Here is a 24,627-nt window from a genome sequence, read left to right as displayed (position 1 = left end):
GCCCCGCGCACACGCCGAAGGGCCCCGCACCGTCGCCGGTGCGGGGCCCTTCCGCGTGTCCGTACGGGCTAGAAGTCCTCGTCCAGGTCCACCGAGCCCTCGACCGCCACCTGGTAGGCGGACGGGCGGCGCTCGAAGAAGTTCGTCAGCTCCTGGACGCCCTGGAGCTCCATGAAGGCGAAGGGGTTCTCGGAGCCGAAGACCGGGGCGAAGCCGAGGCGGACGAGGCGCTGGTCGGCCACGCACTGGAGGTACTCGCGCATCGACTCGGTGTTCATGCCGGGCAGGCCCTCGCCGCACAGGTCGCGGCCGAACTGGAGCTCCGCCTCGACGGCCTCCTTCAGCATGTCCGTGACCTGCACGCGCAGCTCGTCGTCGAAGAGCTCAGGCTCCTCCTTGCGGACCGTGTCCACGACCTCGAAGGCGAAGTTCATGTGCATGGTCTCGTCGCGGAAGACCCAGTTGGTGCCGGTCGCCAGGCCGTGCAGCAGGCCGCGGGAGCGGAACCAGTACACGTAGGCGAAGGCGCCGTAGAAGAACAGGCCCTCGATGCAGGCGGCGAAGCAGATCAGGTTGAGCAGGAAGCGGCGGCGGTCGGACGCCGTCTCCAGCCGCTCGATCTTCTCGACCGAGTCCATCCAGCGGAAGCAGAACTGCGCCTTCTCGCGGATGGACGGGATGTTCTCGACCGCCGCGAAGGCCGCCGCGCGGTCGTCCGGGTCGGGCAGGTAGGTGTCCAGGAGGGTCAGGTAGAACTGGACGTGCACCGCCTCCTCGAAGAGCTGACGGCTCAGGTACAGCCGCGCCTCCGGGGAGTTGATGTGCTTGTAGAGCGTCAGCACCAGGTTGTTCGCGACGATCGAGTCGCCCGTCGCGAAGAACGCGACCAGCCGGCCGATCATGTGCTGCTCGCCGGGGGTGAGCTTGGCGAGGTCGGCGACGTCCGAGTGGAGGTCGACCTCCTCCACGGTCCAGGTGTTCTTGATGGCGTCCCGGTAGCGCTCGTAGAAGTCCGGGTAGCGCATCGGGCGGAGGGTGAGCTCGAAGCCCGGGTCCAGGAGGTTCTTGTTCTCGTTGGTGCTCATCACTGGCAGGCCTCGCAGGACTCGGGGTTTTCCAGGGAGCAGGCGACCGCGTCGGGGTCGGCGACCTGCTGGACGGGGATCGGGGCGGCGGCGGACGCGGACGCGGCGCGGGCGATCCTCGTCGCCGGGCGGGAGCGCAGGTAGTACGTCGTCTTCAGGCCGCGCTTCCAGGCGTACGCGTACATCGACGACAGCTTGCCGATGGTCGGCGTCTCCATGAAGAGGTTCAGCGACTGCGACTGGTCGAGGAACGGCGTGCGGTCCGCCGCCATGTCGATCAGGCCGCGCTGCGGGATCTCCCACGCGGTGCGGTACAGGTCGCGGACCTCGGCCGGCACCCAGGTGAAGCCCTGCACCGAGCCGTTGGACTCGCGCAGCGCCTCGCGGGTCTGCGCGTCCCACACGCCGAGCTCCTTCAGCTCGGCGACCAGGTACGAGTTGACCTGGAGGAACTCGCCGGAGAGCGTCTCGCGCTTGAAGAGGTTGGAGACCTGCGGCTCGATGCACTCGTACACGCCGGCGATCGAGGCGATCGTCGCGGTCGGCGCGATGGCGAGGAGGAGGCTGTTGCGCATGCCGGTCGACGCGACGCGGGAGCGCAGGGCCGCCCAGCGCTCGGGCCAGTTCAGCTCGACGCCGTAGTGGTCGGGGTGGAGCACGCCCCGGGCGGTACGGGTCTGCTCCCAGGCCGGCAGCGGGCCGTTGCGCTCGGCGAGGTCGGCGGAGGCCTCGTACGCGGCGAGCATGATCCGCTCGGCGATCCTCGTCGACAGGGCGCGCGCCTCCGCCGAGTCGAAGGGCAGCCGCAGCTTGAAGAAGACGTCCTGGAGGCCCATCGCGCCCAGGCCCACCGGGCGCCACTTCGCGTTGGAGCGGCCGGCCTGCTCGGTCGGGTAGAAGTTGATGTCGACGACCCGGTCGAGGAAGGTGACGGCCGTGCGGACGGTCGCGTCGAGCCGGTCCCAGTCGATGTCCCCGTCGGCCACGAAGGCGCCGAGGTTGACCGAGCCGAGGTTGCAGACGGCCGTCTCGCCGTCGTTCGTGACCTCGATGATCTCGGTGCACAGGTTGGAGGAGTGGACGACCGTGCCGGGCTCGGCGGTCTGGTTGGCCGTGCGGTTGGAGGCGTCCTTGAAGGTCATCCAGCCGTTGCCGGTCTGCGCCAGCGTCCGCATCATCCGGCCGTACAGGTCGCGGGCCGGCATGGTCCGGCGGGCCAGCCCCTTCGCCTCGGCCGCGCGGTAGGCCGCGTCGAACTCCTCGCCCCACAGGTCGACCAGCTCGGGGACGTCGGCGGGGGAGAAGAGCGACCACTCGGCGTCGGCGTTCACCCGGCGCATGAACTCGTCCGGGATCCAGTGGGCGAGGTTCAGGTTGTGGGTGCGGCGGGCATCCTCGCCGGTGTTGTCGCGGAGCTCCAGGAACTCCTCGATGTCCGCGTGCCAGGTCTCCAGGTAGACGGCGGCGGCGCCCTTGCGCCGGCCGCCCTGGTTCACGGCGGCGACGGAGGCGTCCAGCGTCTTGAGGAACGGCACGATGCCGTTGGAGTGCCCGTTGGTGCCGCGGATCAGCGAACCGCGCGAGCGGATGCGGGAGTACGAGAGCCCGATGCCGCCCGCGTGCTTCGACAGCCGCGCGACCTGGTGGTAGCGGTCGTAGATCGAGTCCAGCTCGTCCTGCGGGGAGTCCAGCAGGTAGCAGGAGGACATCTGCGGGTGGCGGGTGCCGGAGTTGAAGAGCGTGGGGGAGGACGGCAGGTAGTCCAGGCGGCTCATCAGCCCGTACAGCGCCGCGACCTCGTCCAGGGCGCGGACGCTGTCGTCCTCGGCGAGGCCGGCGGCGACGCGGAGCATGAAGTGCTGAGGGGTCTCGATGACCTTGCGGGTGATCGGGTGGCGCAGCAGGTAGCGCGAGTAGAGCGTCCGCAGGCCGAAGTAGCCGAAGCGGTCGTCGGCGGCCGGGTCGACCAGCGCGTCGAGCCGGTCCGCGTGCAGGGCCGTGAAGGCCGCGGTGCGGTCGGCGATCAGGCCCTCGCGGTGGCCGGTGGCGACCGAGGCGGAGAAGGAGACCGCGCCCTGCGAGACCGCCTCGTCGGCGATGGTGAGGGTCAGGAGACGGGCGGCGAGGCGGGAGTAGGCGGGGTCCTCGGAGATGAGCCCGGCCGCGGCCTCGGTGGCCAGTTCGCGCAGCTCCGCCTCGTCCGAACCGGCGTGCCGGCCGCGCAGCGCGGCGGCGGCGACCCGTCCGGGGTCGGTGTCGGCGAGGTCGGCGGTGAGGTCGGTCAGGGTCCGCAGCAGTACGGTCCCGGGGCCGTCGCTCTCGATCGCGGCGGCCTCGGCGGCTGACGGACCCGCAGGCGCGATGGTCACGTGGGGGCTCTCCCTCGCTCGGCCCGGGGCCACGGCGGGGGAGGGGCGGGCGGGCAGCCGCACGCGCGGCCCCGTCCGCGTCCACCGGCCCATTCCGCGAGGCCCGGACGTCTTCGGCACCCGGAACGGACGGACCGGGCGCACCGTCGGCAGGTCTTCGGACTCCCTTCGTGGCGAAAGCGCACGAAGTACACCGTTGCGGGACAGTTCCGGATTCGCACCGGATTCCCCTGCGGCGACAGCGAGGACGAGCATACATGTGGGGGGCGCCGATCACGGCACCCCCCACATGTTGTGTCCCTCGTGGGTGTGAGACGGCCGGAAGACGGGTCCGGGGCGTCAGAGTTCCAGGCTGAGGGCGAGCAGCGGGGACAGGTCGGGCACCGGGCTCCAGTCCCGCTCGGGCAGCCGGGCGAAGCCCACCCGCTCGTAGATCCGGTGGGCGGTCGTCATCCGGTCCTGGGTGGACAGCACCAGCCGCTCGCACCCGTCGAGGGCCCGGGCCCGGTCGACGCAGGCACGTACCAGCGCCTCGCCGACGCCCCGGCCGCGCGCCGCGCGGGCCACGGCGAGGAGCCGGAACTCCGCCTCGCCGGGGCGGGCGATGTCCGCCCACTCCCGGCCGCCGGGCGTGAAGGTGACCGCGCCGAGCAGGGTCCCGCCGGGGTCCACGGCGACGAGCACCTCCGCCTCGGCGGCCCGCCGGGCGACGTCCTTCATCACCGGCAGGTAGTCGTCGTCCTCGCCGAAGGTGAGGTGCCCGTCGTCGAGGTAGGCGCGGGCGGTGAGCTCGCCCACCTCCTCGTACTCGTCCGGCCGTACGGCCCTGATCGTGAAGTCCATGCCCGGCAGTCTGCCCGGCGGGCACGGCGAGGGCCCGGGGTTTTCGCCGCCCCGGGCCCTCGTACCGCGTGCCTGCCGGCGGCTCAGTGGGAGCCGGCGCCGACCTTCGGCAGCTCGGTGCGGACGCCGGCGTCGCCGGCGTCGGCCGTGTAGTCCGACGGAGAGGTCTCGTCGACGCCCTCGGGGGCCTTGACGGCCTTGAGGACGAAGGTGAGGACCACCGTCACCGCGAGGTTGAGCAGGAAGGCGGTGAGGCCGATGTAGCCGATCTCCCCGATGCCCGGGATCTCGGCGGAGGAACCGGCGAAGTGCGCCTGCTTCGGCGTCGACACGTTGTACGCGGCGATGGTGCCGTACGCCATGCCGACCGCCCAGCCGGCGAGCAGCGCCCAGCGGTGGAACCAGCGGGTGAAGAGGCCGCCGACCAGGGCCGGGAAGGTCTGGAGGATCCAGATGCCGCCGAGGAGCTGGAAGTTGATGGCGACCGTCTTGTCCATGGTGAGGACGAAGACGAGGGCGCCGACCTTCACCAGGAGGGAGACCAGCTTGGAGACCTTGGTCTCCTGCTCGGGGGTGGCCTCGGGCTTGATGAAGTCCTTGTAGATGTTCCGGGTGAAGAGGTTGGCGGCGGCGATCGACATGATCGCGGCCGGCACCAGCGCGCCGATGCCGATGGCGGCGAAGGCCACGCCCGCGAACCAGGCGGGGAACATGTCCTCGAAGAGCTGCGGGATGGCGAGCTGGCCGTTCTGGACCTTGATCCCGGCGGCGATCGCCATGAAGCCGAGCAGCGCGAGCAGGCCCAGCATCAGCGAGTAGAGCGGCAGGATCGTGGTGTTGCGGCGGATGACCTCGCGGCTCTTCGACGACAGGGTCGCCGTGATGGAGTGCGGGTACATGAAGAGCGCGAGCGCCGAGCCGAGCGCCAGCGTCGCGTACGTCCACTGTCCGGCCTCGGCCGGCACGAGCCCGCCCACCTTGTTGGTGGTGAACTTCTCGTTCGCCGCGTCGAAGATGGCGTCGAAGCCGCCCAGCTTGATCGGGATGTAGATGATCGCCACCGCGATGACGATGTAGATCAGGGTGTCCTTGACGAAGGCGATGAGCGCGGGGGCGCGCAGGCCCGAGGAGTAGGTGTACGCGGCCAGCACGCCGAAGGCGATGAGCAGCGGCAGGTCCTTGACGAACCAGTGGGTGTTCTCGCCGCCGCCGACGCCCATCACGTCCAGGACGGCCTGGATGCCGACGAGCTGGAGCGCGATGTACGGCATCGTGGCGAGGATGCCGGTGACCGCCACCGCGAGCGACAGGCCCTTGGAGCCGAAGCGGCCGCGGACGAAGTCGGAGGTGGTGACGTAGCCGTGCTTGTGCGAGACCGACCACAGGCGCGGCAGGAAGGTGAAGACGAGCGGGTAGACCAGGATGGTGTACGGGACGGCGAAGAAGCCGGCCGCGCCCGCCGCGTAGATCGCCGCCGGGACGGCGACGAAGGTGTACGCGGTGTAGAGGTCGCCGCCGAGCAGGAACCAGGTGACCCAGGTGCCGAACGAGCGGCCGCCCAGGCCCCATTCGTCGAGGCTGTTCTCGTTCTCCGCCCTGCGCCACTTCGCGGCGAGGAAGCCCATGACCGTGACGGCCAGGAAGAAGAACACGAACACGCAGAGCGCGACGACGTTGACGTCCTTCATCGCTCCTCACCACCCTCACGGACGCGGCGGGCGCGCTGGTCGCGCTGCCAGAGCTTGTACGCGACGACGGTGAGCAGGGTCGAGACCAGCACCCACAGCATCTGGTACCAGTAGAAGAACGGGATGCCGGCGAGCAGCGGGTCGACCTTCGCGTAGGAACCCACCCAGAGCATCGCCACGAACGGCGCGATCAGACAGAGCGCGATGACGGCCCTGAGCGGTGTGACGACCGGTGGTTTCCCGGTTGTGGTTTCTGACATGGCGAAAGAAGTCCCCTCACTGATCACCGGCTGGTGCCGACGAAATTTAGGGGACCGTCCAGTCTCTGGGAAGCCTTGTCCGAATAACGGACTTGTATCGGGCGGGTCTCGATGCCTGCCGTCACCCCGGAGAAAAGACGTACCCCGACACATCACACGGATGCGCCGGGGTACCGGTTCAGATCGATTTTCAGCCGTTGGGCCGCTGGAGCCTCGCGACGAACTTGTAGCGGTCGCCGCGGTAGACCGAGCGCACCCACTCCACGGGCTCGCCCTGGGCGTCCAGGGAGTGCCGGGAGAGCATCAGCATCGGCAGGCCGACGTCGGTGCCGAGCAGACCGGCCTCGCGCGGGGTCGCGAGCGAGGTCTCGATGGTCTCCTCGGCCTCGGCGAGGTGCACGTCGTAGACCTCGGCCAGCGCGGTGTACAGCGAGGTGTACTTGACCAGCGAACGGCGCAGCGCCGGGAAGCGCTTGGCCGAGAGGTGGGTGGTCTCGATCGCCATCGGCTCGCCGTTCGCCAGGCGGAGGCGCTCGATGCGCAGCACCCGGCCGCCCGCGGAGATGTCGAGCAGTCCGGCGAGGGTGTCGTCGGCCGTCACGTAGCCGATGTCGAGGAGCTGCGAGGTGGGTTCGAGGCCCTGGGCGCGCATGTCCTCGGTGTACGAGGTGAGTTGCAGGGACTGGGAGACCTTCGGCTTCGCCACGAAGGTGCCCTTGCCCTGGATGCGCTCCAGCCGGCCCTCGACGACCAGTTCCTGGAGGGCCTGGCGCACGGTGGTGCGCGAGGTGTCGAACTCGGCCGCGAGCGTCCGCTCGGGCGGTACCGGGGTACCGGGCGGAAGGGTCTCCGTCATGTCGAGGAGGTGCCTTTTCAGCCGGTAGTACTTGGGCACGCGCGCGGTGCGGGTCGCCGGCCCGCCCTCTGTCTCCGTGCTGCCCGCCTCCGTCGCCATGGCCTGCCTTCCCGACTGTGCTGCTGCCGTCACCGGCTCCTCCGTCTGTCGCGGCTCACATGGTGGCACGGACCGGTCACGGGTCGTCGGCCTCCCTCAGGTGTCGGTCCGATAACGGACGCGACTGCCCTTCTTATACACCCTTGACACCCCTAAAGGTCTAGGCCAAGCTCCGGGTACTGGTCTAAACCATTAAAGACCAGGTCCCAGCCCCACGAGCACTACCTGACGTATGTCTTCGCGCGGTGGGCAGGGGTTGCAGGCATCCCTGAGGAGGGTGGCGTGAAGCGCAAGCTCATCGCGGCGATCGGCGTCGCGGGCATGATGGTCTCTATCGCTGCGTGTGGCGGTTCCGACAGCGGTGACAAGAAGGACAAGGCCGAGGGCGGCGACAAGTCGCTCACCGTCTGGGTCATGGACGGTTCCGCTCCCAAGGAGTGGATCGACGGCGTCAACAAGGAGTTCGAGGCCGCCCACCCCGGCACCAAGGTCAAGGTCGAGGTCCAGCAGTGGACCGACATCCAGACCAAGGTCACCACGGCGCTCTCCGAGGACACCCCGCCGGACGTCCTGGAGCTCGGCAACACCCAGACCACCGGTTACGCCGTCACCGGCGGCCTCGCCGACCTCTCGGGCGACAAGGACAAGCTCGGTTACAACAACTGGAGCAAGGGCATGCTGCCCTCGGCCGAGCTGGACGGCAAGCTCTACGCCGCTCCGTGGTGGGCCGCCAGCCGCGTCGTGATCTACGACAAGGCCGCGTACAAGAAGGCCGGCGTCACCCCGCCGAAGACCCGCACCGAGTGGATCGACGGCCTGAAGAAGCTCAAGGCCGCCGACGCCAAGTCGCAGCCCATCTACCTCCCGGGCCAGAGCTGGTACGTCCTCGCCGGCTTCCTGTGGGACGAGGGCGGCGAGCTCGCGGTCAAGGACGGCGACAAGTGGAAGGGCGGCCTGGCCACCCCGCAGGCCGCCGCCGCCATGAACTTCTACAAGGAGCTGCAGTCGTACTCGACCGCTCCGAAGGACAAGGACGAGGCCACCCCGCAGCAGTCCGTCGACGTCGTGCCCAAGGGCGGCGTCGCGTCCTGGATCGGTCTCGGCTGGGAGGCCGGCGGCGCGATCGCGGCCATCGAGAAGGCCGGCGGCAAGTCCGACTTCGGCTACTTCCCGATCCCGGGCAAGACCGCCGACAAGCCGGGCTCCGTCTTCTTCGGCGGCTCCAACCTCGCCGTCGCCGAGCGCTCCAAGAACCAGGAGCTGGCGAAGGAGTGGCTGGCCTTCGTCACCAACAAGAAGCAGCTCCAGTCGTACGGCACCGCCAACAAGGGCGGCATCATCCCCGTCGACACCTCCGCGCAGGTCACCCCCGAGGCCGGCTCCTTCGCCGAGGCCATGGTGAAGGTCGCCGAGGTCGGTCGCATCACCCCGATCACCGGCGGCTGGGCCAACGTCGAGACCGAGCCCAACCCGATCAAGGGCTACATGACCAAGGTCCTGAAGGGCGAGGACCCGCAGAAGGCCGGCGAAGAGGCCGACAAGGTCATCGCCGAGCGCATCAACCAGCAGTAATCCCACCCCGGTGGCGCGGCCGGTTCCCCCCGGCCGCGCCACCTGGGCGTTGCAGTGATTGCGGCCCGCTCCCCCGGGCCGCGCCCCGGTGGGCGCGGGAGCCCCAGAACCGCGAGGAAGAAGACCATGACCGTGGACTCCCAGGGGACGGCGACCGCCGGTTCCCAGGACGCGCCCGGGAGGGCGGCAGGGAAGTCGCAGACTCCGCCACCCCCTTCCGGCGCGAAGGAAGCCCTTCAGCCCTCGCGCGGCAGACGTTCGCTGCCCAGTGGGCTACTGCCGTACCTGCTCGTCACGCCCGCCCTGCTGTCCATGGCGGTGCTGCTGCTCTACCCCCTGATCAGCAACCTGATCCTCTCCTTCCAGTCGGTCAACCGGCGTGAACTGATCCGCCGCGAGACCCCCTGGGTCGGCTTCGACAACTACACGGAGCTGCTCGGGAACTCCGAGTTCTGGACCGTCGTCCTCCGCTCGGTCGCCTTCACCGCCGCCAACGTGGCGCTGATCATGGCGATCGGCACCGGCATCGGCCTGCTCCTCAACCGCCTCGGCAAGAAGATGCGGCTCGTACTCTCCCTGGCACTCGCCTTCGCCTGGGCCATGCCGATCGTCGCCTCCGTCACGGTCTTCCAGTGGCTCTTCGACGAGCAGTTCGGCGTCGCCAACTGGCTGATGCGCACGCTCGGCTTCTCCGGCTACGAGCAGCACAACTGGTTCGAGACCGGCTTCTCCACCTTCGTGATCATCACCGTCCTGGTGATCTGGGGCTCCGTCCCCTTCGTCGCCCTCAACATGTACGCCGGCCTCACCACCGTGGGCACCGAGCTGTACGAGGCGGCCCGCATGGACGGCGCCAACGGCTGGCGGACCTTCTGGTCGGTGGTCTTCCCCAACCTCAAGCCCTTCTTCATGATCACCACCTTCCTGGAGATCATCTGGGTCTTCAAGGCGTTCACCCAGGTCTACGCCATGAACCAGGGCGGCCCCGACCGCGCCACCGAGACCCTCCCCGTCTTCGCGTACATCGAAGGCATGAGCCAGCAGCACTACGGCGTCGCGGCGGCCATCTCGATCCTCACCATCGTGATGCTCCTCGTGGCCATGTCCTTCTACTTCCGCCTGATCCTGAAGCAGGAGGACGAGAGTTGAGCACCACCGCACAGACCCCCAAGGCCACGGCTCCGGCGCCGGCTCCGCAGAAGCTGCGCACCCGCAAGCCGCTGACCGTCGGCGCCGTCGCGAAGAACGCCGCGGCGATCGTCCTGGCCGTGATCTTCGTCTTCCCGGTCTACTGGATGTTCTCGTCCTCGCTGAAGCCGCAGAGCGAGATCCTCTCCAAGGACCCGGTCTTCTTCTTCACGCCGACCTTCGAGAACTACTCGACGGCCACCGGTGTCGACCTCTTCTGGACGTACGTCACCAACAGCCTGATCGTCACGGTCGGCGCCGTCCTCCTGGCCCTGCTCGTCGCCCTCGCCGCGAGCTTCGCGATCGCCCGCATGAAGTTCAAGGGCCGCAAGGGCATCGTCCTCGTCGTGATGATGGCCCAGATGGCCCCCTGGGAGGTCATGGTCATCGCGATGTACATGATCGCCCGCGACAACGACCTGCTGAACAGCATCCCGCTGCTCACCGCGATCTACTTCGTGATGGTCCTGCCCTTCACCATCTGGACCCTGCGCGGCTTCATCGCCGCCGTCCCGGTGGAGCTGGAGGAGGCCGCCCAGATCGACGGCTGCACCCGCGGCCAGGCCTTCCGCAAGGTCATCTTCCCGCTGCTCGCGCCGGGCCTGATGTCCACCTCGCTCTTCGGCTTCATCACGGCCTGGAACGAGTTCGCCATGGTCCTCGTGCTCAACAAGGACAAGACGAACCAGACCCTGACGCTCTGGCTCACCCAGTTCCAGACCGCGTTCGGCGACGACTGGGGCGCCACCATGGCCGCCTCGACGCTCTTCGCCCTTCCGGTGCTCATCGTCTTCCTCTTCCTCCAGCGCAAGGCCGTCGGCGGCATGACCGCCGGCGCGGTGAAGGGATAACGGCGCCCCATGACCACACTCGTACGCGGCTCGGACACCCTGACCCGTGACGCGCTCACGGTGCTCCAGCCCGGCTTCGTCGGCACCACCGCCCCCGACTGGCTGCTCCGCCGGATCGGCGAGGGCCTGTCGTCCGTCGGCCTCTTCGGCCGCAACGTCGCGGGCCCCGAACAGCTCGCCCGCCTCACCGCCCAGCTCCGCGCCGAGCGGGAGGACGTCCTCGTCGCCATCGACGAGGAGGGCGGCGACGTCACCCGCCTGGAGGTCAACGAGGGCTCGTCCTTCCCGGGCAACTACGCCCTGGGCCGGGTCGACGACGTCGAGCTGACCCGGGCCGTCGCCCGCGAGCTCGGCCGCCGGCTCGTCGCCTGCGGCATCGACCTCAACTGGGCCCCCTCGGCCGACGTGAACTCCAACGCCGAGAACCCGGTCATCGGGGTCCGCTCCTTCGGACCCGACCCGGACCTGGTCGCCCGGCACACCGTGGCGTACGTCGACGGCCTCCAGGCCGTCGGGGTCGCGGCCTGCACCAAGCACTTCCCCGGACACGGCGACACCAACGTCGACTCACACGACGCGCTGCCCCGGATCGATGTGGACCTCGCCACACTGCACGCCCGTGAGCTGGTGCCTTTCCGCGCGGCCGTCGCCGCGGGTACCAAAGCGGTCATGAGCGCGCATATCCTGCTCTCCGCGCTCGACACCGAACGTCCGGCCACCCTGAGCCCGCAGATCCTCACCGGTCTGCTCCGCCAGGAGCTGGGCTTCGAGGGGCTGATCGTCACGGACGGCATGGAGATGCAGGCCGTCGCGGCGACGTACGGCATCGAGCGCGGATCCGTCCTCGCCATCGCCGCGGGCGCCGACGCCATCTGCGTCGGCGGCGGGCTGTGCGACGAGGACACCGTACTGCGGCTGCGCGACGCGCTCGTCGGCGCGGTACGGACCGGTGAACTGCCCGAGGAGCGGCTGGCCGACGCCGCGGCGCGCGTGCGCGCCCTGGCGGCCTGGACCCAGGCGCACCGGGCGAGGGGGGCTGGTTCGGTGCCGGGCGCGGCAGTGCAGGAGGGGACCGCGCCCGGCGCCGACATCGGACTCGTGGCGGCCCGCAGGGCCCTGCGGATCACCCGGGGGGCGGGGCTCCACACCCCGGTGTCGAGCGCTCCGTTCGTGGCGTCCTTCACCCCGGTCGCCAACTTCGCCGTCGGCGACGAGACCCCGTGGGGCGTCGCCGCCGAGCTGGACCGGCTGCTGCCGGGCACCGGTTCGGGTTCCTTCGACGCCGAGGCCACGGTCGAGTCCGTGCTCGCGGCGGCGGGGGAGCGGCGGATCGTCGCGGTCGTCCGCGACCTCCACCGGCACCCGTGGATGACCGCGGCCCTGGACGGCCTGGTGGCCGTCCGCCCGGACACCGTGGTCGTCGAGATGGGGCTCAACGAGGCGGAGCCCCGGGGCGCCCTGCACATCGCGACCCACGGCGCCGCCCGGGTCTGCGGCCGCGCCGCGGCCGAGGCCGTGGTCGGCACCGGCGCCTGACGGCCGGCACGCGAAGGGGCCCGGCACCTGATCCAGGTGCCGGGCCCCTTCCGCGTGCCGGTGGGCGGTCCGGTGATCAGATGCCCTGCCAGGAGGGCTTGCTCGCGTAGGTGTGGCGGAAGTAGTCGGCGAGCTTCAGCTTGGAGGCGGCGGCCTCGTCCACGACCACGGTGGCGTGCGGGTGGAGCTGGAGCGCGGAGGCCGGCACGAGCGCCGCGACGGGGCCCTCGACGGTCTGCGCGACGGCCTCGGCCTTGCCCTCGCCGGTGGCGAGCAGCACCAGGTGGCGGGCCTCCAGGATGGTGCCGATGCCCTGGGTGATGACGTGGTGCGGGACCTGCTCGATGTCGTCGTCGAAGAAGCGGGCGTTGTCCACCCGGGTCTGCTCGGTGAGCGTCTTGATCCGGGTGCGGGAGGCGAGCGAGGAGCACGGCTCGTTGAAGCCGATGTGCCCGTCGGTGCCGATGCCGAGGATCTGGAGGTCCACGCCGCCGGCGTCGACGAGCGCCTTGTCGTACGCCTCGCAGGCCGCCTGGACGTCCTCGGCGGAGCCGTCGGGGCCCATGAAGTGGTCCTCGGTCAGGCCGAGCGGCTCCACGACCTGGCGCAGCACCGTCGAGCGGTACGACTCCGGGTGCCCGGCCGGCAGTCCGACGTACTCGTCCAGCTGGGCGATGCGGGCCCGGGAGGCGTCCACGGAACCGGCCCGGACCTGGGCGATCAGGGCGTCGTAGATCGGGATCGGGGTCGAGCCCGTGGCCACGCCGAGCAGCGCGTCGGGCTTGCGGCGCAGGAGGTCGGCGATGCCGTCCGCGATGAGCTCTCCGCCCGCCTTGGCGTCCTTGACGATGACAACTTCCACGCTGTGCCTGCCGATCTGGTGAGGGGCTGGGGAGGGGCCGTGTGGTATAGACCAATCGAAGTCCAAATCTAGCAGAATGAGCCCCCTCTCCTCATGCCGTTCCGCACCCCGGACGGCCCGCGCCTCCCGGCCCCTCCATCGTCGGCCGCACGCCACCTCCCAGCCACTCGAACCCCTCTCCTCCCTCCCCCCGGCCCGCCCCGCCCCGACCGTCCCCCGGCCCCCGTCCCGGCCGTCCCCGCCCCTCGCCCCGACCCTCCTCCGGCCCCTGTCCCGGTCCCCGCCCCGGCCGGCGCGCGGGCCGGCCGCCGGGGCCCGGACGGCCCCACCCCCGCGCGGGCCGTCCGGGTCCCGCCGCCTCAGGTCAGCGAACCGCCCGTCGCGTCGATCCAGGACCCCGTCACCCAGCGCGCGTCGTCCGAGGCGAGGAAGGCCACCACGTCGGCTATGTCGCCCGTGCTCCCGATCCGGCCCAGCGCCGAGTACGCCGCCACCCGCGCCCGGGCCTCCTCGTCCCCCTCCAGCCAGGCCGTGTTGTCCGTGGCCACCACGCCCGGCGCCACCGAGTTGACCGTGATCCCGCGCGGGCCCAGCAGCTTCGACAGGTCGCGGGTGAAGACGTCCAGCGCGGCCTTCGACATCGAGTAGGCGATCAGGTCCGGCATCAGTGCCGTCCTGCTCAGGCCCGTCGACACGTTCACGACCCGGCCGCCGTCCCGCAGCCGCTCCGCGCCCGACCGCACCAGGAAGAACGGCGCCTTCGTGTTCACCGCGAAGATCCGGTCGTACTCCGCCTCCCCGATGGAGGCGAAGGGGCTCGACGCTCCGATCCCCGCGTTGTTCACCAGGACGTCCAGCCCGTCCGCGTGGGCGTCGAAGGCCGCCCACAGGCCCTCCGCGTCCCCCGGCGCCCCCAGCTCCTGGCCGATCGCGAAGGCCTCGCCGCCCTCCGCCTCGATCGCGGCGACCGTCTCCTTCGCCGCCGCCTCGTTCGTCCCGTAGTGGACCGCGACCCGCGCCCCGTCCCGGCCCAGCCGCTCGGCGATCCCCCGCCCGATGCCCCGGCTCGCGCCCGTGACCAGTGCCGTCTTCCCTGTGAGCACGCCCATGGCGACGCCCCCCTCATTTCCTAGTGGTCGTTACAGAAAGACCGTACCCCACGATCCGTAACGCGCGCTATAGAATTCACCCCATGGCGACGAAACAGCGCGGCCGCCCCCGCTCCTTCGACCGGCCCACGGCCCTGGAGCAGGCGACGATGGCCTTCTGGGAGCACGGCTACGAGACGACCTCGGTCTCCGACCTCACCCGGGCCATGGGCATCAGCGCCCCCAGCCTCTACGCGGCCTTCGGCGACAAGCGGACGCTCTTCGAGGAGGTCGTGGCGGCGTACGCGCTCTCGCACGGCGCCTTCGGCACCCGCGCCTTCGAGGAGGAGCCGACCGCCCGCGCGGCCGTCGCGCGCATGCTCCGCGAGGCCGCCGTCGCGTACACGGAGGCGGGCCACCCGCCGGGCTGCCTGGTGATCTCCGCCGCCGTCAACTGCTCCACCCCGGAGGTGGAGGACGCCCTGCGGGACCGGCGCAACGCGAATCTGACCGCCATCGAGGAGCGGATCCGCCGGGACGTCGAGGCCGGCGCGCTGCCCGCCGCCACCGACCCCCGTGCCCTCGCGCGTCTGAGCGGCGCCGTGCTCCAGGGCATGTCCCAGCAGGCCCGCGACGGGGCGACGGGGGAGGAGCTGGCGGCGGTGGCCGAGGCGGCGATGCGGCTCTGGCCCACGGCCTGAACCGGAGGCCCGGCCCCGGGGCCGGGCCACGGGCCGGCCCGCACCTTCCCGGCGCCGGAAAAGACCGCGGGCCGCGGCGCCTGGCGGGACCCTCAACCCGCCCGGCACCGCAGCCCGGGTGTGCCCGGCCGGGGGTGTGCGGACCCTCGGCCGTGTAGGGAGGTCTCGGCGCAGTCAGGGCAGAGAGCGCCGGGTACCTCGTCCATCCTCCTGTGCGGGGAGGATGGAGGCTGTGTGGAGTTCGATGCGCTCATTGTGGACTAGACCATTCTTGTCTGTCCATCCACCTGAACGCGGTGTTTCCGGGCCCATCCTCCAACACGGAGCCCGGAAGAGCCAGGTTCACCAGCCGTTAATTCCGCGGGTACGCTCGCACCGTGCCCTCCATGAACGACCTCGTCCGCCAGCACACCGCCCTGAGCGACTCCGACCTGGAGTGGCTGCACCTGCTGGTGTCGGAGTGGCAGCTGCTCTCCGACCTCTCCTTCGCCGACCTCGTCCTGTGGGTCCCCACCCTCGACGGCACCCGGTACGTCTCCGTCGCCCAGATGCGGCCCAACACGGGCCCCACCTCCTATCAGGACGACATGGTCGGCCACCTGGTCCCGCGGGGCCGCCGGCCGCTCCTGGACGCCGCCCTCGACGAGGGCCGGATCGTCCGCGAGGGCGACCCCGAGTGGCGCGAGGAGGTCCCGGTCCGGGTCGAGTCGATCCCCGTGCGCCGCGAGGGCCGGGTCCTCGGCGTGATCGCCAGGAACACCAACCTGCTGACCGTCCGCACCCCCTCCCGGCTGGAGCTCACCTACCTCCAGTCGGCCTCCGACCTCGCCCAGATGATCGCGGCCGGCACCTTCCCCTACCCCGGCGAGCAGTCCGACATGGACTCGCTGCCGCGGGCCGGCGACGGCCTGGTCCGCCTGGACGCCGACGGCATGGTCCAGTACGCCTCGCCCAACGCCCTCTCCGCCTACCACCGGCTCGGCCTCGCCGCCGACCTGGTCGGCCAGCACCTCGGCCAGATCACCGCCGAACTGGCCCCCTCCCGCGGCCCGGTCGACGAGGCCCTGGTCAAACTCGCCTCCGGCTACGCCCCCAGGAACTTCGAGGTGGAGGGCAGCGGCGGGGTCATCCAGCTGCGGTCCATCCCGCTCAAGCCCAAGGGCAGCCGGATCGGCTCCCTGGTGCTGCTCAGGGACGTCACCGAACTGCGCCGCCGCGAGCGCGAGTTGATCACCAAGGACGCCACCATCCGGGAGATCCACCACCGGGTGAAGAACAACCTCCAGACGGTGGCCGCCCTGTTGCGCCTCCAGGCCCGCCGGATGGATTCGGACCGGGGTCGCGAGGCGCTCAACGAGGCGGTCCGGCGCGTCGGTTCGATCGCCATCGTCCATGAGACGCTGTCCCAGAACCTGGACGAACGGGTCGAGTTCGACGAGATCGCCGACCGGGTCATCGCGATGGTCGCCGAGATCTCCCCGGGCAAGGTGACCTGCCGGCGCAGCGGCCGCTTCGGCATCCTGGACGCGGAGGTCGCCACCCCGCTCTCCATGGTCCTCACCGAGGTCCTGCAGAACGCCCTGGAGCACGCCTTCGCCCCCGGCGAGCACGGCACGGTCGAGGTCAGCGCGGTCCGCGGCGAGCCCCGCCCCGACGCCCGGCTCCTCATCACCGTCAGGGACGACGGCCGGGGCCTGCCCGAGGGCTTCGACCCGCAGAAGGCCGGCAACCTCGGGCTCCAGATCGTACGGACCCTGGTGGAAGGGGAGTTGGGCGGCACCTTCGACATGCGGCCCGGCAGCGAGGGCGGCACCAAGGTGGTCCTGGACGTCCCGGTGCGCCCGCAGAAGTGACCTCCCGTCACCGCCCCCGGGCGGTGACGCACAGCAGCGAGCCCCGGACCGAAGTGAATCGGTCCGGGGCTCGAATGCTGTGGGTACTGCTTACTGCTGCGCGCTGCGGCTCGGGGGCGGTGAATGCGTACGCGGTGTACGCGCCGCGTGCCTCAGGCTGTGCAGGTGGCTCAGGCGCTGGCGTTGCGCGCCCGGTTGCGGGCGGCGCGGCGCTTCATCGCGCGGCGCTCGTCCTCGCTGAGGCCACCCCAGACGCCGGAGTCCTGGCCGGACTCGAGCGCCCACTGCAGGCACTGCTCCATGACGGGGCAGCGGCGGCAGACGGCCTTGGCTTCCTCGATCTGCAGCAGCGCAGGACCGGTGTTGCCGATGGGGAAGAACAGCTCGGGGTCTTCCTCACGACAAACGGCGTTGTGACGCCAGTCCATGGCTGCTACCTCTCTTGGTTATTACGTGCAAGTTGCTTGTGAATGTGAACGCTTTCACGAATCCCTCAACAAGTGAAGGGCCGACTGCCGGATGAACCGGTGTGGTCCTTGGTTTGAGGAGGGGTTCTGGCTTTCAGTGGAGGCCGGTCTTGCGGGCCGTCCCGATCGCCAAGAAGAGACTCGCAAACCTCGGCAGCGGATACAACCCCTTCCGGAAAGTTTTTTTTGATTCCTCGGTGTCGGCTAGGTCACAGCCGTACTTCTAAGGGGTGGATGCGCGCCTAAACGTTCGAGTGCAAGGACTTTCGGCCCTTCCACTCACACAATCACACGCAGTGCACGGCGTACGCCTGTGAACGTCACGCTCGTACGCAGTCCCAGGTGGTCTCCGTCCATCTGGAGCGGGAGCGGCACCTTCGAATGCAAGGTGAAGTCGGTCAGGTCGTGCAGAGTCGTCGCGTGCTTGCCGCGGGGCCCCTTCTCGGGGCTGGAAGTGAGCAGCTGAGTGGCGTACCGGGCCACCGCCGGGGTCGACAGCCGGCTCAGTCCGAGCACGTCGAGCGCGGTCTCGAAGGACGCCTCCGGGGACGCGTACACCGGGCGATTGCCCAGGTAGGTCCAGGGGGAGGTGTTGCAGATTATGGAGAGGACCAGGTCCTCCACCGGCTCGGCGCCGGGCCGCTCCAGGGTGATCGTCCCGTGCCGCCGGTTCGGCTCCTCCAGGAACTGGCGGAACACCTGGCGCAGATAGAGGGCGTGGGTGGACCGCTTCCCCCGCTCGCGCTGCTGTTCGACGCGGCCGATCACGCTGGCGTCGAAACCGAGGCCGGCGCAGAAGGTGAACCAGCGGGCCGGCACCTCCTCGTCCGGGGTGCCCGGCGTCCCCGAGGCGAGCCCGAGGCTCACCGTCCGGGCGCTCCGCTCGCGCAGCGCGTCCAGCAGGGCGCCGGTCGCCTCCACCGCGTCGTTCGGCAGTCCCAGCGCGCGGGCGAAGACATTGGTCGAACCGCCCGGCACGACCGCGAGGCCCGGCAGCCGGTCCGGGTCGGGCCCGCCGTGCAGCAGCCCGTTCACGACCTCGTTCACCGTGCCGTCGCCGCCGAGGGCCACGACCAGGTCGATCTCCCCCGACTCGGCGGCCCGCCGGCCGAGGTCCCGCGCGTGCCCCCGGTACTCGGTGGAGACGGCCTCCAGCTTCATCTCGCTGGCCAGCGCGTGGATCAGCACGTCACGGGTGCGGGCACTGGTGGTGGTGGCTGCCGGGTTGACCACGAGAAGTGCGCGCATGACCGCCAGCGTACCTACCCGGCGGTACCGATCCCAGCCCCGACCGTCTCCCGGACACCTCCGCCGCGGCCCCCTCCGGGGTCCCGGCCCCGGCTCCCCGGCCGCCCCCGTTACGCTGCCCTCCATGAGCAGTGCGGAGCAGAGCAGTACGGAGCAGACCCCCCGCCCGGCCCGGCTGGCCGCCGCCGCGGGCGTGGCCCTCGTGGAGGCCGTCGGGCTCCTCGCCGGGGGCGTCTACCTGCTGGTGCGGACGCTCCTCGACGACGGCGCGGACCTGACCGGCGGGGTGACCGGCGGTGTGACGCTCCTCGCACTCGGCCTGATCCCGCTCGCCGCCGCCCGCGGCCTGTGGCGGATGCGCTCCTGGAGCCGCGGCCCGGCCGTCATCACGCAGATCCTCGCCCTGCCGGTCGCCTGGCAGATGCTGCGGACCGAGGGCGTGATCCCGTACGGCATCGTGCTCGCCGCGCTCGCCGTGACCGGGCTCGTCCTCCTGGTCAACCCGGCCACGACCGAGGCGCTCGGCATCCGGCGCCCCGGCCAGGAGAGCTGAGACCCCGGAGCCCGGGGCCCCGCTCCTCGGGCCTCACTCCTCCACGAGGAGCTTCTCCCGGAGCTGCGCCAGGGTCCTGGCGAGCAGCCGGGAGACGTGCATCTGCGAGATGCCGACCTCCTGTGCGATCTGCGACTGGGTCATGTTCCCGAAGAACCGGAGCAGCAGGATCCGCTTCTCCCGGGGAGGCAGGTCCTCCAGGAGCGGCTTGAGCGACTCCCGGTACTCCACGCCCTCCAGGGCCTCGTCCTCGGCGCCCAGGGTGTCCGCGACCGCCGGCGACTCGTCGTCGGTGTCCGGCACGTCGAGGGAGAGCGTCGAGTAGGCGTTCGCCGACTCCAGGCCCTCCAGGACCTCCTCCTCGGAGATCCCGAGGCGCTCGGCCAGCTCGTGGACCGTGGGCGAGCGGCCGTGCTGCTGGGACAGCTCCGCCGTCGCCGTCGTCAGCGACAGCCGCAGCTCCTGGAGCCGGCGCGGCACCCGGACCGCCCAGCCCTTGTCGCGGAAGTGCCGCTTGATCTCGCCGACCACCGTCGGCGTCGCGTACGTGGAGAACTCCACGCCCCGCTCCGGGTCGAACCGGTCGACCGACTTGATCAGGCCGATCGTCGCGACCTGCGTCAGGTCGTCCAGCGGCTCGCCGCGGTTGCGGAAGCGCCGCGCCAGGTGCTCGACGAGCGGCAGGTGCATCCGTACCAGCCGGTGGCGCAGCTCGGCCTTCTCCGGGGAGCCCTCCGGCAGCGACCGCAGCTCCACGAAGAGCGCCCGGGCACCGCTGCGGTCCTGCGGATGGTGACCGTGCGTGGCGACGGCTCCGGCCGCCGCGTCCGCGGCCCCGTCGTCCGCCGGCTCGTGGTCCGCCGGCTCGGCCTCCCCCGCCGCGGCCCCCGTGGCCGGGTCCGGCAGTGCCGCGTCCGAGGGGGCCGGAGCCGCGGCGGCCGGAGCCGCGGCGGCGCCGGGCCCGGTGCTCCCGTCCGGTGCCGGGGGAGCCTCGTCGTGCTGCTGCTCGTGCTCGCTCATCTGGTCCGCCTGCTGCTCCGTAGCGACCTCATGCGGCCGTGCCTGCTGCCCAGGGATGCCGGCCGTCGCGTCCCCGCTCCTCACGCCGGGCCTGGCCCCGCGCCGCGCTGTTTGTACAGGCTGATCGAGACCGTGTTGTCCTCCGCGACCGAGGACTCCACCTTCCCGGCCAGCGCCGACAGCACCGTCCAGGCGAAGGTGTCCCGCTCGGGGGCCCGGCCGTCCGTCGTCGGCGCGGACACGGTCACGTCGAGGGAGTCGCCCACCAGCCGGAAGACGCAGCTCAGGACCGAGCCGGGCACCGCCTGCTGGAGCAGGATCGCGCACGCCTCGTCCACCGCGATCCGCAAGTCCTCGATCTCGTCGAGGGTGAAGTCCAAGCGCGCCGCGAGACCGGCCGTGGCCGTACGCAGCACGGACAGATAGGCACCCGCAGCGGGCAGCCGGACTTCCACGAAGTCCTGGGTCCCGGGCTCGCCTGCGATCTGGGACACCCTCACCTCCAAGGTGGCACAAGCTCATTCGGGGCCCGGGGGGAAGGCCCCCGGACCGGGCGGGTCACGCAGGGCTGCGCGGTCCGCCGTGACGCTATCGCGATCCATCCTGCCGTGTCGCCGCAAGCCCCCCGGCCCCCGAGCCCGGTCCGTCACTCATGGTAGGCCCATGGGTGCGGAACGTGGCCAGGGGTGCGCGGGGGTGGAAAAGAGCGGCGACCGGCGGAGGGGTGACGTACCCAACGGCCCGCCCGTCGAACCGCCCGGCCCCCGAAGAGACCGGGCCCCCTCAGACCAGCGCCTCGTCCAGGAAGCACCAGCGCCATGCCTCGCCCGGCTCGAAGGTCCGCATCACCGGATGCCCGGTCGCGTCGAAGTGCCCGGTGGCGTGCCGCCCCTGCGAGGAGTCGCAGCAGCCCACGTGCCCGCAGGTCAGGCAGAGCCGCAGCTGCACCGGGTTCGTCCCGTCGGCCAGGCACTCGGGGCAGGTCTCGTGGAGCGGGGCCGGCTCGGGGCGCGGCATTTCTGCTACGTGCGGGCACTCGATCATGATGGCCAGGGTACGTGGCGGACGCCCCGGACCGGGCGGACGAGGCGAGCGGCGAGACGGGACGGTGGAGGGGCGGCATGGACGCACTGCGGCTGGTGGCACTGGTGGCGGCGAGCGCGGCGGTGGCGGGACTGGCCTGCCGCACCCCCGTACCCGCTCCGCTCCTCCTCGTCGCGGTCGGCCTGCTGGCCTCGTACGCCCCCGGGGTCCCCGACTACACCCTCGACCCGCACGTCGTGCTGCCGCTGATCCTGCCGCCGCTGCTCTACACGGCCGCCGTCGAGTCCTCCTACCTGGACCTGCGGGCCAACATCCGGCCCGTCGCCCTGCTCTCCGTCGGGTACGTGCTCTTCGCCACCGTGGCCGTCGGCTGGCTCGCGTACGTCCTCGTCCCCGACCTGCCCCTCACCGCGGCCCTCGTCCTCGGCGCGGTGATCGCCCCGCCGGACGCGGTGGCCGCCACCGCCATCGCCCGCCGCCTCGGCCTGCCCCACCGGATCACCACGATCCTCCAGGGCGAGTCCCTGGTGAACGACGCCACCGCGATCACCGCCTACAAGGTCGCCCTCGCCGCCGCCGTCGGCGAGGGCGTCAGCTGGGCGGGCGGCCTCGGCGAGTTCGCCCTCGCCGCGATCGGCGGCGTCGGCGTCGGCCTGGTCCTCATGGTGCCCATCCACTGGCTGCGGACCCGGCTCACCGAGCCCCTGCTCCAGAACACGCTCTCCCTCCTCATCCCCTTCATCGCCTACGCGGCGGCCGAGGAGGTGCACGCCTCCGGAGTGCTCGCCGTCGTCGTGGTCGGCCTCTTCCTCGGGCACAAGGCGTGGAAGGTCGACTTCGCCACCCGCCTCCAGGAGGAGGCGGTGTGGAAGATGGTCGCCTTCGTCCTGGAGTCGGCCGTCTTCGCCCTCATCGGCCTCCAGCTGCCCTACGTCGTCCAGGGGCTCGGCCAGTACGGCATCGGGGAGGCGCTCTGGTACGCCACCGGGGTCTTCGTCTTCGTCGTCGTGGTGCGCTTCGTCTGGGTCTTCCCGGCCACCTTCCTGCCCCGCTGGCTCTCCGCGGGGGTCCGGGAGCGCGAGCCCGGCGTCGACTGGAAGGCGCCCGTGGTCGTCGGCTGGGCCGGCATGCGCGGGGTGGTCTCCCTCGCCATCGCCTTCTCCATCCCGGTCGTCACCGACGGCGTCGAGTTCCCCGCCCGCAACCTCGTCCTCTTCCTCACCTTCACCACCGTCATCGGCACCCTCGTCGTCCAGGGCCTCACCCTGCCGCCGCTGATCCGCGCCCTGAAGCTCCCCGGCCGCGACCGCCACCAGGAGACCCTGGCCGAGGCCCAGGCCCAGAGCGAGGCGTCCCGGGCCGCCGAGGCCCGCCTCGACGCACTCCTCGCCGACGAGCGCAACGCCCTCCCCGGCCCCCTCGCCGACCGCCTCCGCACGGTCCTGGAGCGCCGCCGCAACAGCGTCTGGGAGCGCCTCGGCGCGGTCAACGACCTCACCGGAGAGACCGCCGACGACACCTACCGCCGGCTCTCGCGCGAGATGATCGAGGCCGAGCGGGAGGTCTTCGTCCGGCTCCGCGACGAGCGCCGGATCGACGACGAGATGATGCGCAGCCTGCTGCGCCGCCTCGACCTGGAGGAGGCCGCCGCCTACCGCGAGGAGACCGGCTGATCCCGGGTCCCGGTGACCACCGCCGCGATCCGGGTCCCGGGCGGGAAGGCGCCCTCCTCGACGAGGGACACCACCGCGAGGAGCATTTTGGCGACATACAGCCGCTCGATGGCGAGTTCATGCCGCGCCTCGAAATCCCGTGCGAACGCGTCGAGTTCCGGGGTCGTCCGGCCGTAGCCGCCGCAGTGGAAGCGCTCGTCCAGCCACCAGTCGCCGCGCGGGCCGCCGAAGGCGGCCTCCTGGAGGGCCCGCACCTCCCCTCCGAGGAAACCGCCCCTCAGGACCGGCACCCCCAGCGTCCGGCCGCCGAAACCGGCCGCGAGGCCGGCCAGGGTGCCACCGGTGCCGCAGGCCACCGCGGCGACGTCCGCGCGCCCCGCCAGCTCCCGCCCCAGCGCCGCGCACCCCTCCACCGCGAGGGCGTTGCTGCCCCCCTCGGGCACCACGTAGGTCCCCCCGGGGGCCCGGCCGAGGAGCGCGGCGAGCACCGCCGGCTCGTGCTTCGCCCGGTACGTGGAGCGGTCCACGAACTCCAGCCGCATGCCGTCCGCCGCGCACCGGGCCAGCGAGGGGTTCAGCGGCCGCCCGGCCAGCTCGTCGCCGCGCACCACCCCGATCGTGGGGAAGCCCAGGAGGCGCCCGGCGGCCGCGGTGGCCCGCAGGTGGTTGGAGTACGCGCCCCCGAAGGTCAGCACCGGCCGGCCGTCCGCCGCGCGGAGGTTGAGCGCGAGCTTGCGCCACTTGTTGCCGGGCAGGTCGGGGTGGATCAGGTCGTCCCGCTTCAGCAGGAGCGTCAGCCCGCGCCGGGTGAACCGCTCGTCCTCCACCGGCTCCAGGGGCGAGGGGAGCCGGGGCCGGAGGGCGGTGAGGGCGTACGTGTCCACCCGGCCATTCTCGCGGGCCACGCGCGCGTGGGGGAGCCGGGGGCGGCTCCGCCGGCACGCGCGCGGATGAGCCGCCCCCGGCCGCACGCGCGCGTGCCGGAGCCGGGGCTCAGCGCAGCAGGTCGGCGATCCGCTCGCGCATCGAGGCCATGGTGAAGCCGCGGGGGTCCACCTTGCCCGGCTGCCACTCGCGGTGGCCGATGACCGAGCGGTGGGTCCAGCCGTGCGCCCGGCAGAGCGCCGCCGACGCCTTGGCGATCGCCTCCAGCTGGACCTTGGGCCAGGGGTCCTCGCCGTCGCCGAGGTTCTCGCACTCGAAGCCGTAGAAGTGCCGGTTGCCGTCGGTGGTGGCCTCGTCGTCCACCGGCAGCCTCCGCTCGGCGATCACGGCCCGCAGCACCTCGTCGTCGCCGAGCCCGGCGTGGTTGGCGCGCCCGTGGCCGACCAGGTGGACCGTGCCGTCCTTGGCGACGACCCCGTGGCACAGCGGGCCCGGCAGCCCCTGGTAACCGTCGCGGCAGATCCGGACGGTGTGCGCGGTGCCCCGGGTGACGGTGTGGTGGACCATCACCCCGTGCACCGGCCCCCAGGGGCCCTTGTGGTTCCTGTTGTGGGTGGACCAGTCGCCGACCTCGACGACCGACAGGCCCTCGTCGCGCAGTGCGCGGAGGATCCTGCTCGCGGACAGCGGAACCGCCATGGCGTGCTCCTTCCAGAGGGAGGACCGAGCTTCCGGAGTACCGGACTCCGATCTTCCACCGCCATCCGTTCGGACCGTGTGCGAGCCGATCCGGACAGTCCGGCCGAGCCGTGCGCTCCTCCGACCGGCGGGAAATCGGGCGACATGCCCCGAAGGTCGCCGAACAGTCCCACCCGATTGTGTAATG

General features: G+C 71.4%; 23 protein-coding genes and 1 riboswitch. Of the genes, 8 read left to right on the top strand and 15 right to left on the bottom strand.

All coding sequences use genetic code 11. The features are described 5' to 3' along the window. Window positions 1–68: 68 nt before the first annotated feature. From ACF1ED_RS05255 to ACF1ED_RS05230, 6 genes are all read right to left on the bottom strand, one after another. Window positions 69–1,085 carry a ribonucleotide-diphosphate reductase subunit beta gene (locus ACF1ED_RS05255; protein WP_391757038.1) on the bottom strand — a complete coding sequence of 339 codons (1,017 nt, stop codon included), beginning with the start codon at window positions 1,083–1,085 and terminating at the stop codon, window positions 69–71. After that, window positions 1,085–3,454: a ribonucleoside-diphosphate reductase subunit alpha gene (locus ACF1ED_RS05250; protein ID WP_391757037.1), complete on the bottom strand. Its 2,370-nt coding sequence runs from the start codon at window positions 3,452–3,454 to the stop codon at window positions 1,085–1,087. The genes ACF1ED_RS05255 and ACF1ED_RS05250 overlap by 1 nt, the downstream gene beginning before the upstream one ends. 130 nt (window positions 3,455–3,584) lie before the next feature. Next, a riboswitch (cobalamin riboswitch) is annotated at window positions 3,585–3,743 on the bottom strand. A gap of 50 nt (window positions 3,744–3,793) precedes the next feature. Continuing rightward, window positions 3,794–4,297 (bottom strand): GNAT family N-acetyltransferase, encoded by a 504-nt coding sequence (locus tag ACF1ED_RS05245; protein ID WP_391757036.1) that lies wholly within the window; start codon window positions 4,295–4,297, stop codon window positions 3,794–3,796. Between the two features lie 83 nt (window positions 4,298–4,380). Beyond that, complete coding sequence (gene mctP / locus ACF1ED_RS05240; RefSeq protein ID WP_391757035.1) at window positions 4,381–5,985, bottom strand: monocarboxylate uptake permease MctP; 1,605 nt, start codon at window positions 5,983–5,985, stop codon at window positions 4,381–4,383. Then, window positions 5,982–6,245 (bottom strand): DUF3311 domain-containing protein, encoded by a 264-nt coding sequence (locus ACF1ED_RS05235; RefSeq protein WP_391757034.1) that lies wholly within the window; start codon window positions 6,243–6,245, stop codon window positions 5,982–5,984. The genes mctP and ACF1ED_RS05235 overlap by 4 nt, the downstream gene beginning before the upstream one ends. A 190-nt stretch (window positions 6,246–6,435) precedes the next feature. Further along, window positions 6,436–7,200: a GntR family transcriptional regulator gene (locus ACF1ED_RS05230; RefSeq protein WP_351106017.1), complete on the bottom strand. Its 765-nt coding sequence runs from the start codon at window positions 7,198–7,200 to the stop codon at window positions 6,436–6,438. A 282-nt stretch (window positions 7,201–7,482) separates the two neighbouring features. On the opposite strand from ACF1ED_RS05230, the gene ACF1ED_RS05225 reads away from it, so the two are divergent. The 4 genes from ACF1ED_RS05225 to ACF1ED_RS05210 all read left to right on the top strand — a co-directional run bounded on the left by ACF1ED_RS05225 (window position 7,483) and on the right by ACF1ED_RS05210 (window position 12,347). Next, window positions 7,483–8,772 (top strand): extracellular solute-binding protein, encoded by a 1,290-nt coding sequence (locus ACF1ED_RS05225; protein WP_391757033.1) that lies wholly within the window; start codon window positions 7,483–7,485, stop codon window positions 8,770–8,772. A gap of 126 nt (window positions 8,773–8,898) precedes the next feature. After that, window positions 8,899–9,921 (top strand): carbohydrate ABC transporter permease, encoded by a 1,023-nt coding sequence (locus ACF1ED_RS05220; protein WP_391757032.1) that lies wholly within the window; start codon window positions 8,899–8,901, stop codon window positions 9,919–9,921. 53 nt (window positions 9,922–9,974) lie between these two features. Next, window positions 9,975–10,811 (top strand): carbohydrate ABC transporter permease, encoded by an 837-nt coding sequence (locus ACF1ED_RS05215; RefSeq protein WP_391757513.1) that lies wholly within the window; start codon window positions 9,975–9,977, stop codon window positions 10,809–10,811. 9 nt (window positions 10,812–10,820) lie between these two features. Further along, on the top strand, window positions 10,821–12,347 hold the full coding sequence (locus ACF1ED_RS05210) for a glycoside hydrolase family 3 protein (protein WP_391757031.1): 1,527 nt from the start codon (window positions 10,821–10,823) through the stop codon (window positions 12,345–12,347). Window positions 12,348–12,423: 76 nt separating this feature from the next. On the opposite strand, the gene nagB is transcribed toward ACF1ED_RS05210, so the two are convergent. Together nagB and ACF1ED_RS05200 are read right to left on the bottom strand one after the other, a co-directional pair. Further along, window positions 12,424–13,209 (bottom strand): glucosamine-6-phosphate deaminase, encoded by a 786-nt coding sequence (gene nagB / locus ACF1ED_RS05205; RefSeq protein ID WP_391757030.1) that lies wholly within the window; start codon window positions 13,207–13,209, stop codon window positions 12,424–12,426. 359 nt (window positions 13,210–13,568) lie between these two features. Continuing rightward, window positions 13,569–14,318 carry an SDR family oxidoreductase gene (locus ACF1ED_RS05200; protein WP_391757029.1) on the bottom strand — a complete coding sequence of 250 codons (750 nt, stop codon included), beginning with the start codon at window positions 14,316–14,318 and terminating at the stop codon, window positions 13,569–13,571. Between the two features lie 83 nt (window positions 14,319–14,401). On the opposite strand from ACF1ED_RS05200, the gene ACF1ED_RS05195 reads away from it, so the two are divergent. Continuing rightward, on the top strand, window positions 14,402–14,998 hold the full coding sequence (locus ACF1ED_RS05195) for a TetR/AcrR family transcriptional regulator (RefSeq protein ID WP_391757028.1): 597 nt from the start codon (window positions 14,402–14,404) through the stop codon (window positions 14,996–14,998). A gap of 386 nt (window positions 14,999–15,384) precedes the next feature. Beyond that, window positions 15,385–16,851 (top strand): sensor histidine kinase, encoded by a 1,467-nt coding sequence (locus ACF1ED_RS05190; RefSeq protein ID WP_391757511.1) that lies wholly within the window; start codon window positions 15,385–15,387, stop codon window positions 16,849–16,851. 170 nt (window positions 16,852–17,021) lie between these two features. Here ACF1ED_RS05190 and ACF1ED_RS05185 read toward each other — a convergent pair whose 3' ends face one another. Both ACF1ED_RS05185 and ACF1ED_RS05180 read right to left on the bottom strand, forming a co-directional pair. Further along, entirely contained in the window at window positions 17,022–17,279 is a 258-nt protein-coding gene (locus tag ACF1ED_RS05185; protein ID WP_003953983.1) for a WhiB family transcriptional regulator, read from the bottom strand. 318 nt (window positions 17,280–17,597) lie between these two features. Then, a complete protein-coding gene (locus ACF1ED_RS05180; protein WP_391757027.1) occupies window positions 17,598–18,566 on the bottom strand; it encodes a diacylglycerol/lipid kinase family protein in 969 nt (322 codons plus the stop codon). Between the two features lie 124 nt (window positions 18,567–18,690). Here ACF1ED_RS05180 and ACF1ED_RS05175 point away from each other — a divergent pair, with 124 nt between their 5' ends. Further along, window positions 18,691–19,119: a hypothetical protein gene (locus ACF1ED_RS05175; protein WP_391757026.1), complete on the top strand. Its 429-nt coding sequence runs from the start codon at window positions 18,691–18,693 to the stop codon at window positions 19,117–19,119. 33 nt (window positions 19,120–19,152) lie between these two features. Here ACF1ED_RS05175 and ACF1ED_RS05170 read toward each other — a convergent pair whose 3' ends face one another. From ACF1ED_RS05170 to ACF1ED_RS05160, 3 genes are all read right to left on the bottom strand, one after another. Further along, complete coding sequence (locus ACF1ED_RS05170; RefSeq protein ID WP_391757025.1) at window positions 19,153–20,223, bottom strand: RNA polymerase sigma factor SigF; 1,071 nt, start codon at window positions 20,221–20,223, stop codon at window positions 19,153–19,155. Continuing rightward, complete coding sequence (locus tag ACF1ED_RS05165; protein WP_043225060.1) at window positions 20,220–20,633, bottom strand: anti-sigma regulatory factor; 414 nt, start codon at window positions 20,631–20,633, stop codon at window positions 20,220–20,222. Before ACF1ED_RS05165 ends, ACF1ED_RS05170 begins: the two co-directional genes overlap by 4 nt. A gap of 289 nt (window positions 20,634–20,922) precedes the next feature. Beyond that, window positions 20,923–21,183, bottom strand: coding sequence for a UBP-type zinc finger domain-containing protein (locus tag ACF1ED_RS05160; protein WP_391757024.1), 261 nt, complete (start codon window positions 21,181–21,183; stop codon window positions 20,923–20,925). Window positions 21,184–21,260: 77 nt separating this feature from the next. Between ACF1ED_RS05160 and ACF1ED_RS05155 the strand changes: the two genes are divergently transcribed. Further along, window positions 21,261–22,856 (top strand): Na+/H+ antiporter, encoded by a 1,596-nt coding sequence (locus ACF1ED_RS05155; protein WP_391757023.1) that lies wholly within the window; start codon window positions 21,261–21,263, stop codon window positions 22,854–22,856. On the opposite strand, the gene ACF1ED_RS05150 is transcribed toward ACF1ED_RS05155, so the two are convergent. Together ACF1ED_RS05150 and ACF1ED_RS05145 are read right to left on the bottom strand one after the other, a co-directional pair. Next, window positions 22,835–23,740 carry a 1-aminocyclopropane-1-carboxylate deaminase/D-cysteine desulfhydrase gene (locus tag ACF1ED_RS05150; protein ID WP_391757022.1) on the bottom strand — a complete coding sequence of 302 codons (906 nt, stop codon included), beginning with the start codon at window positions 23,738–23,740 and terminating at the stop codon, window positions 22,835–22,837. The genes ACF1ED_RS05155 and ACF1ED_RS05150 overlap by 22 nt on opposite strands. 109 nt (window positions 23,741–23,849) lie before the next feature. Next, a complete protein-coding gene (locus tag ACF1ED_RS05145; RefSeq protein ID WP_391757021.1) occupies window positions 23,850–24,440 on the bottom strand; it encodes an N-acetylmuramoyl-L-alanine amidase in 591 nt (196 codons plus the stop codon). Window positions 24,441–24,627 lie beyond the last annotated feature (187 nt).

Origin of the sequence: Streptomyces sp. NPDC014656, from assembly GCF_043084305.1 — a bacterium.
In the GTDB taxonomy this organism is placed as follows: domain Bacteria; phylum Actinomycetota; class Actinomycetes; order Streptomycetales; family Streptomycetaceae; genus Streptomyces.
The sequence above is the reverse complement of the archived record's forward strand: the minus strand, read 5'-3'. Positions and strand labels throughout refer to the sequence as shown.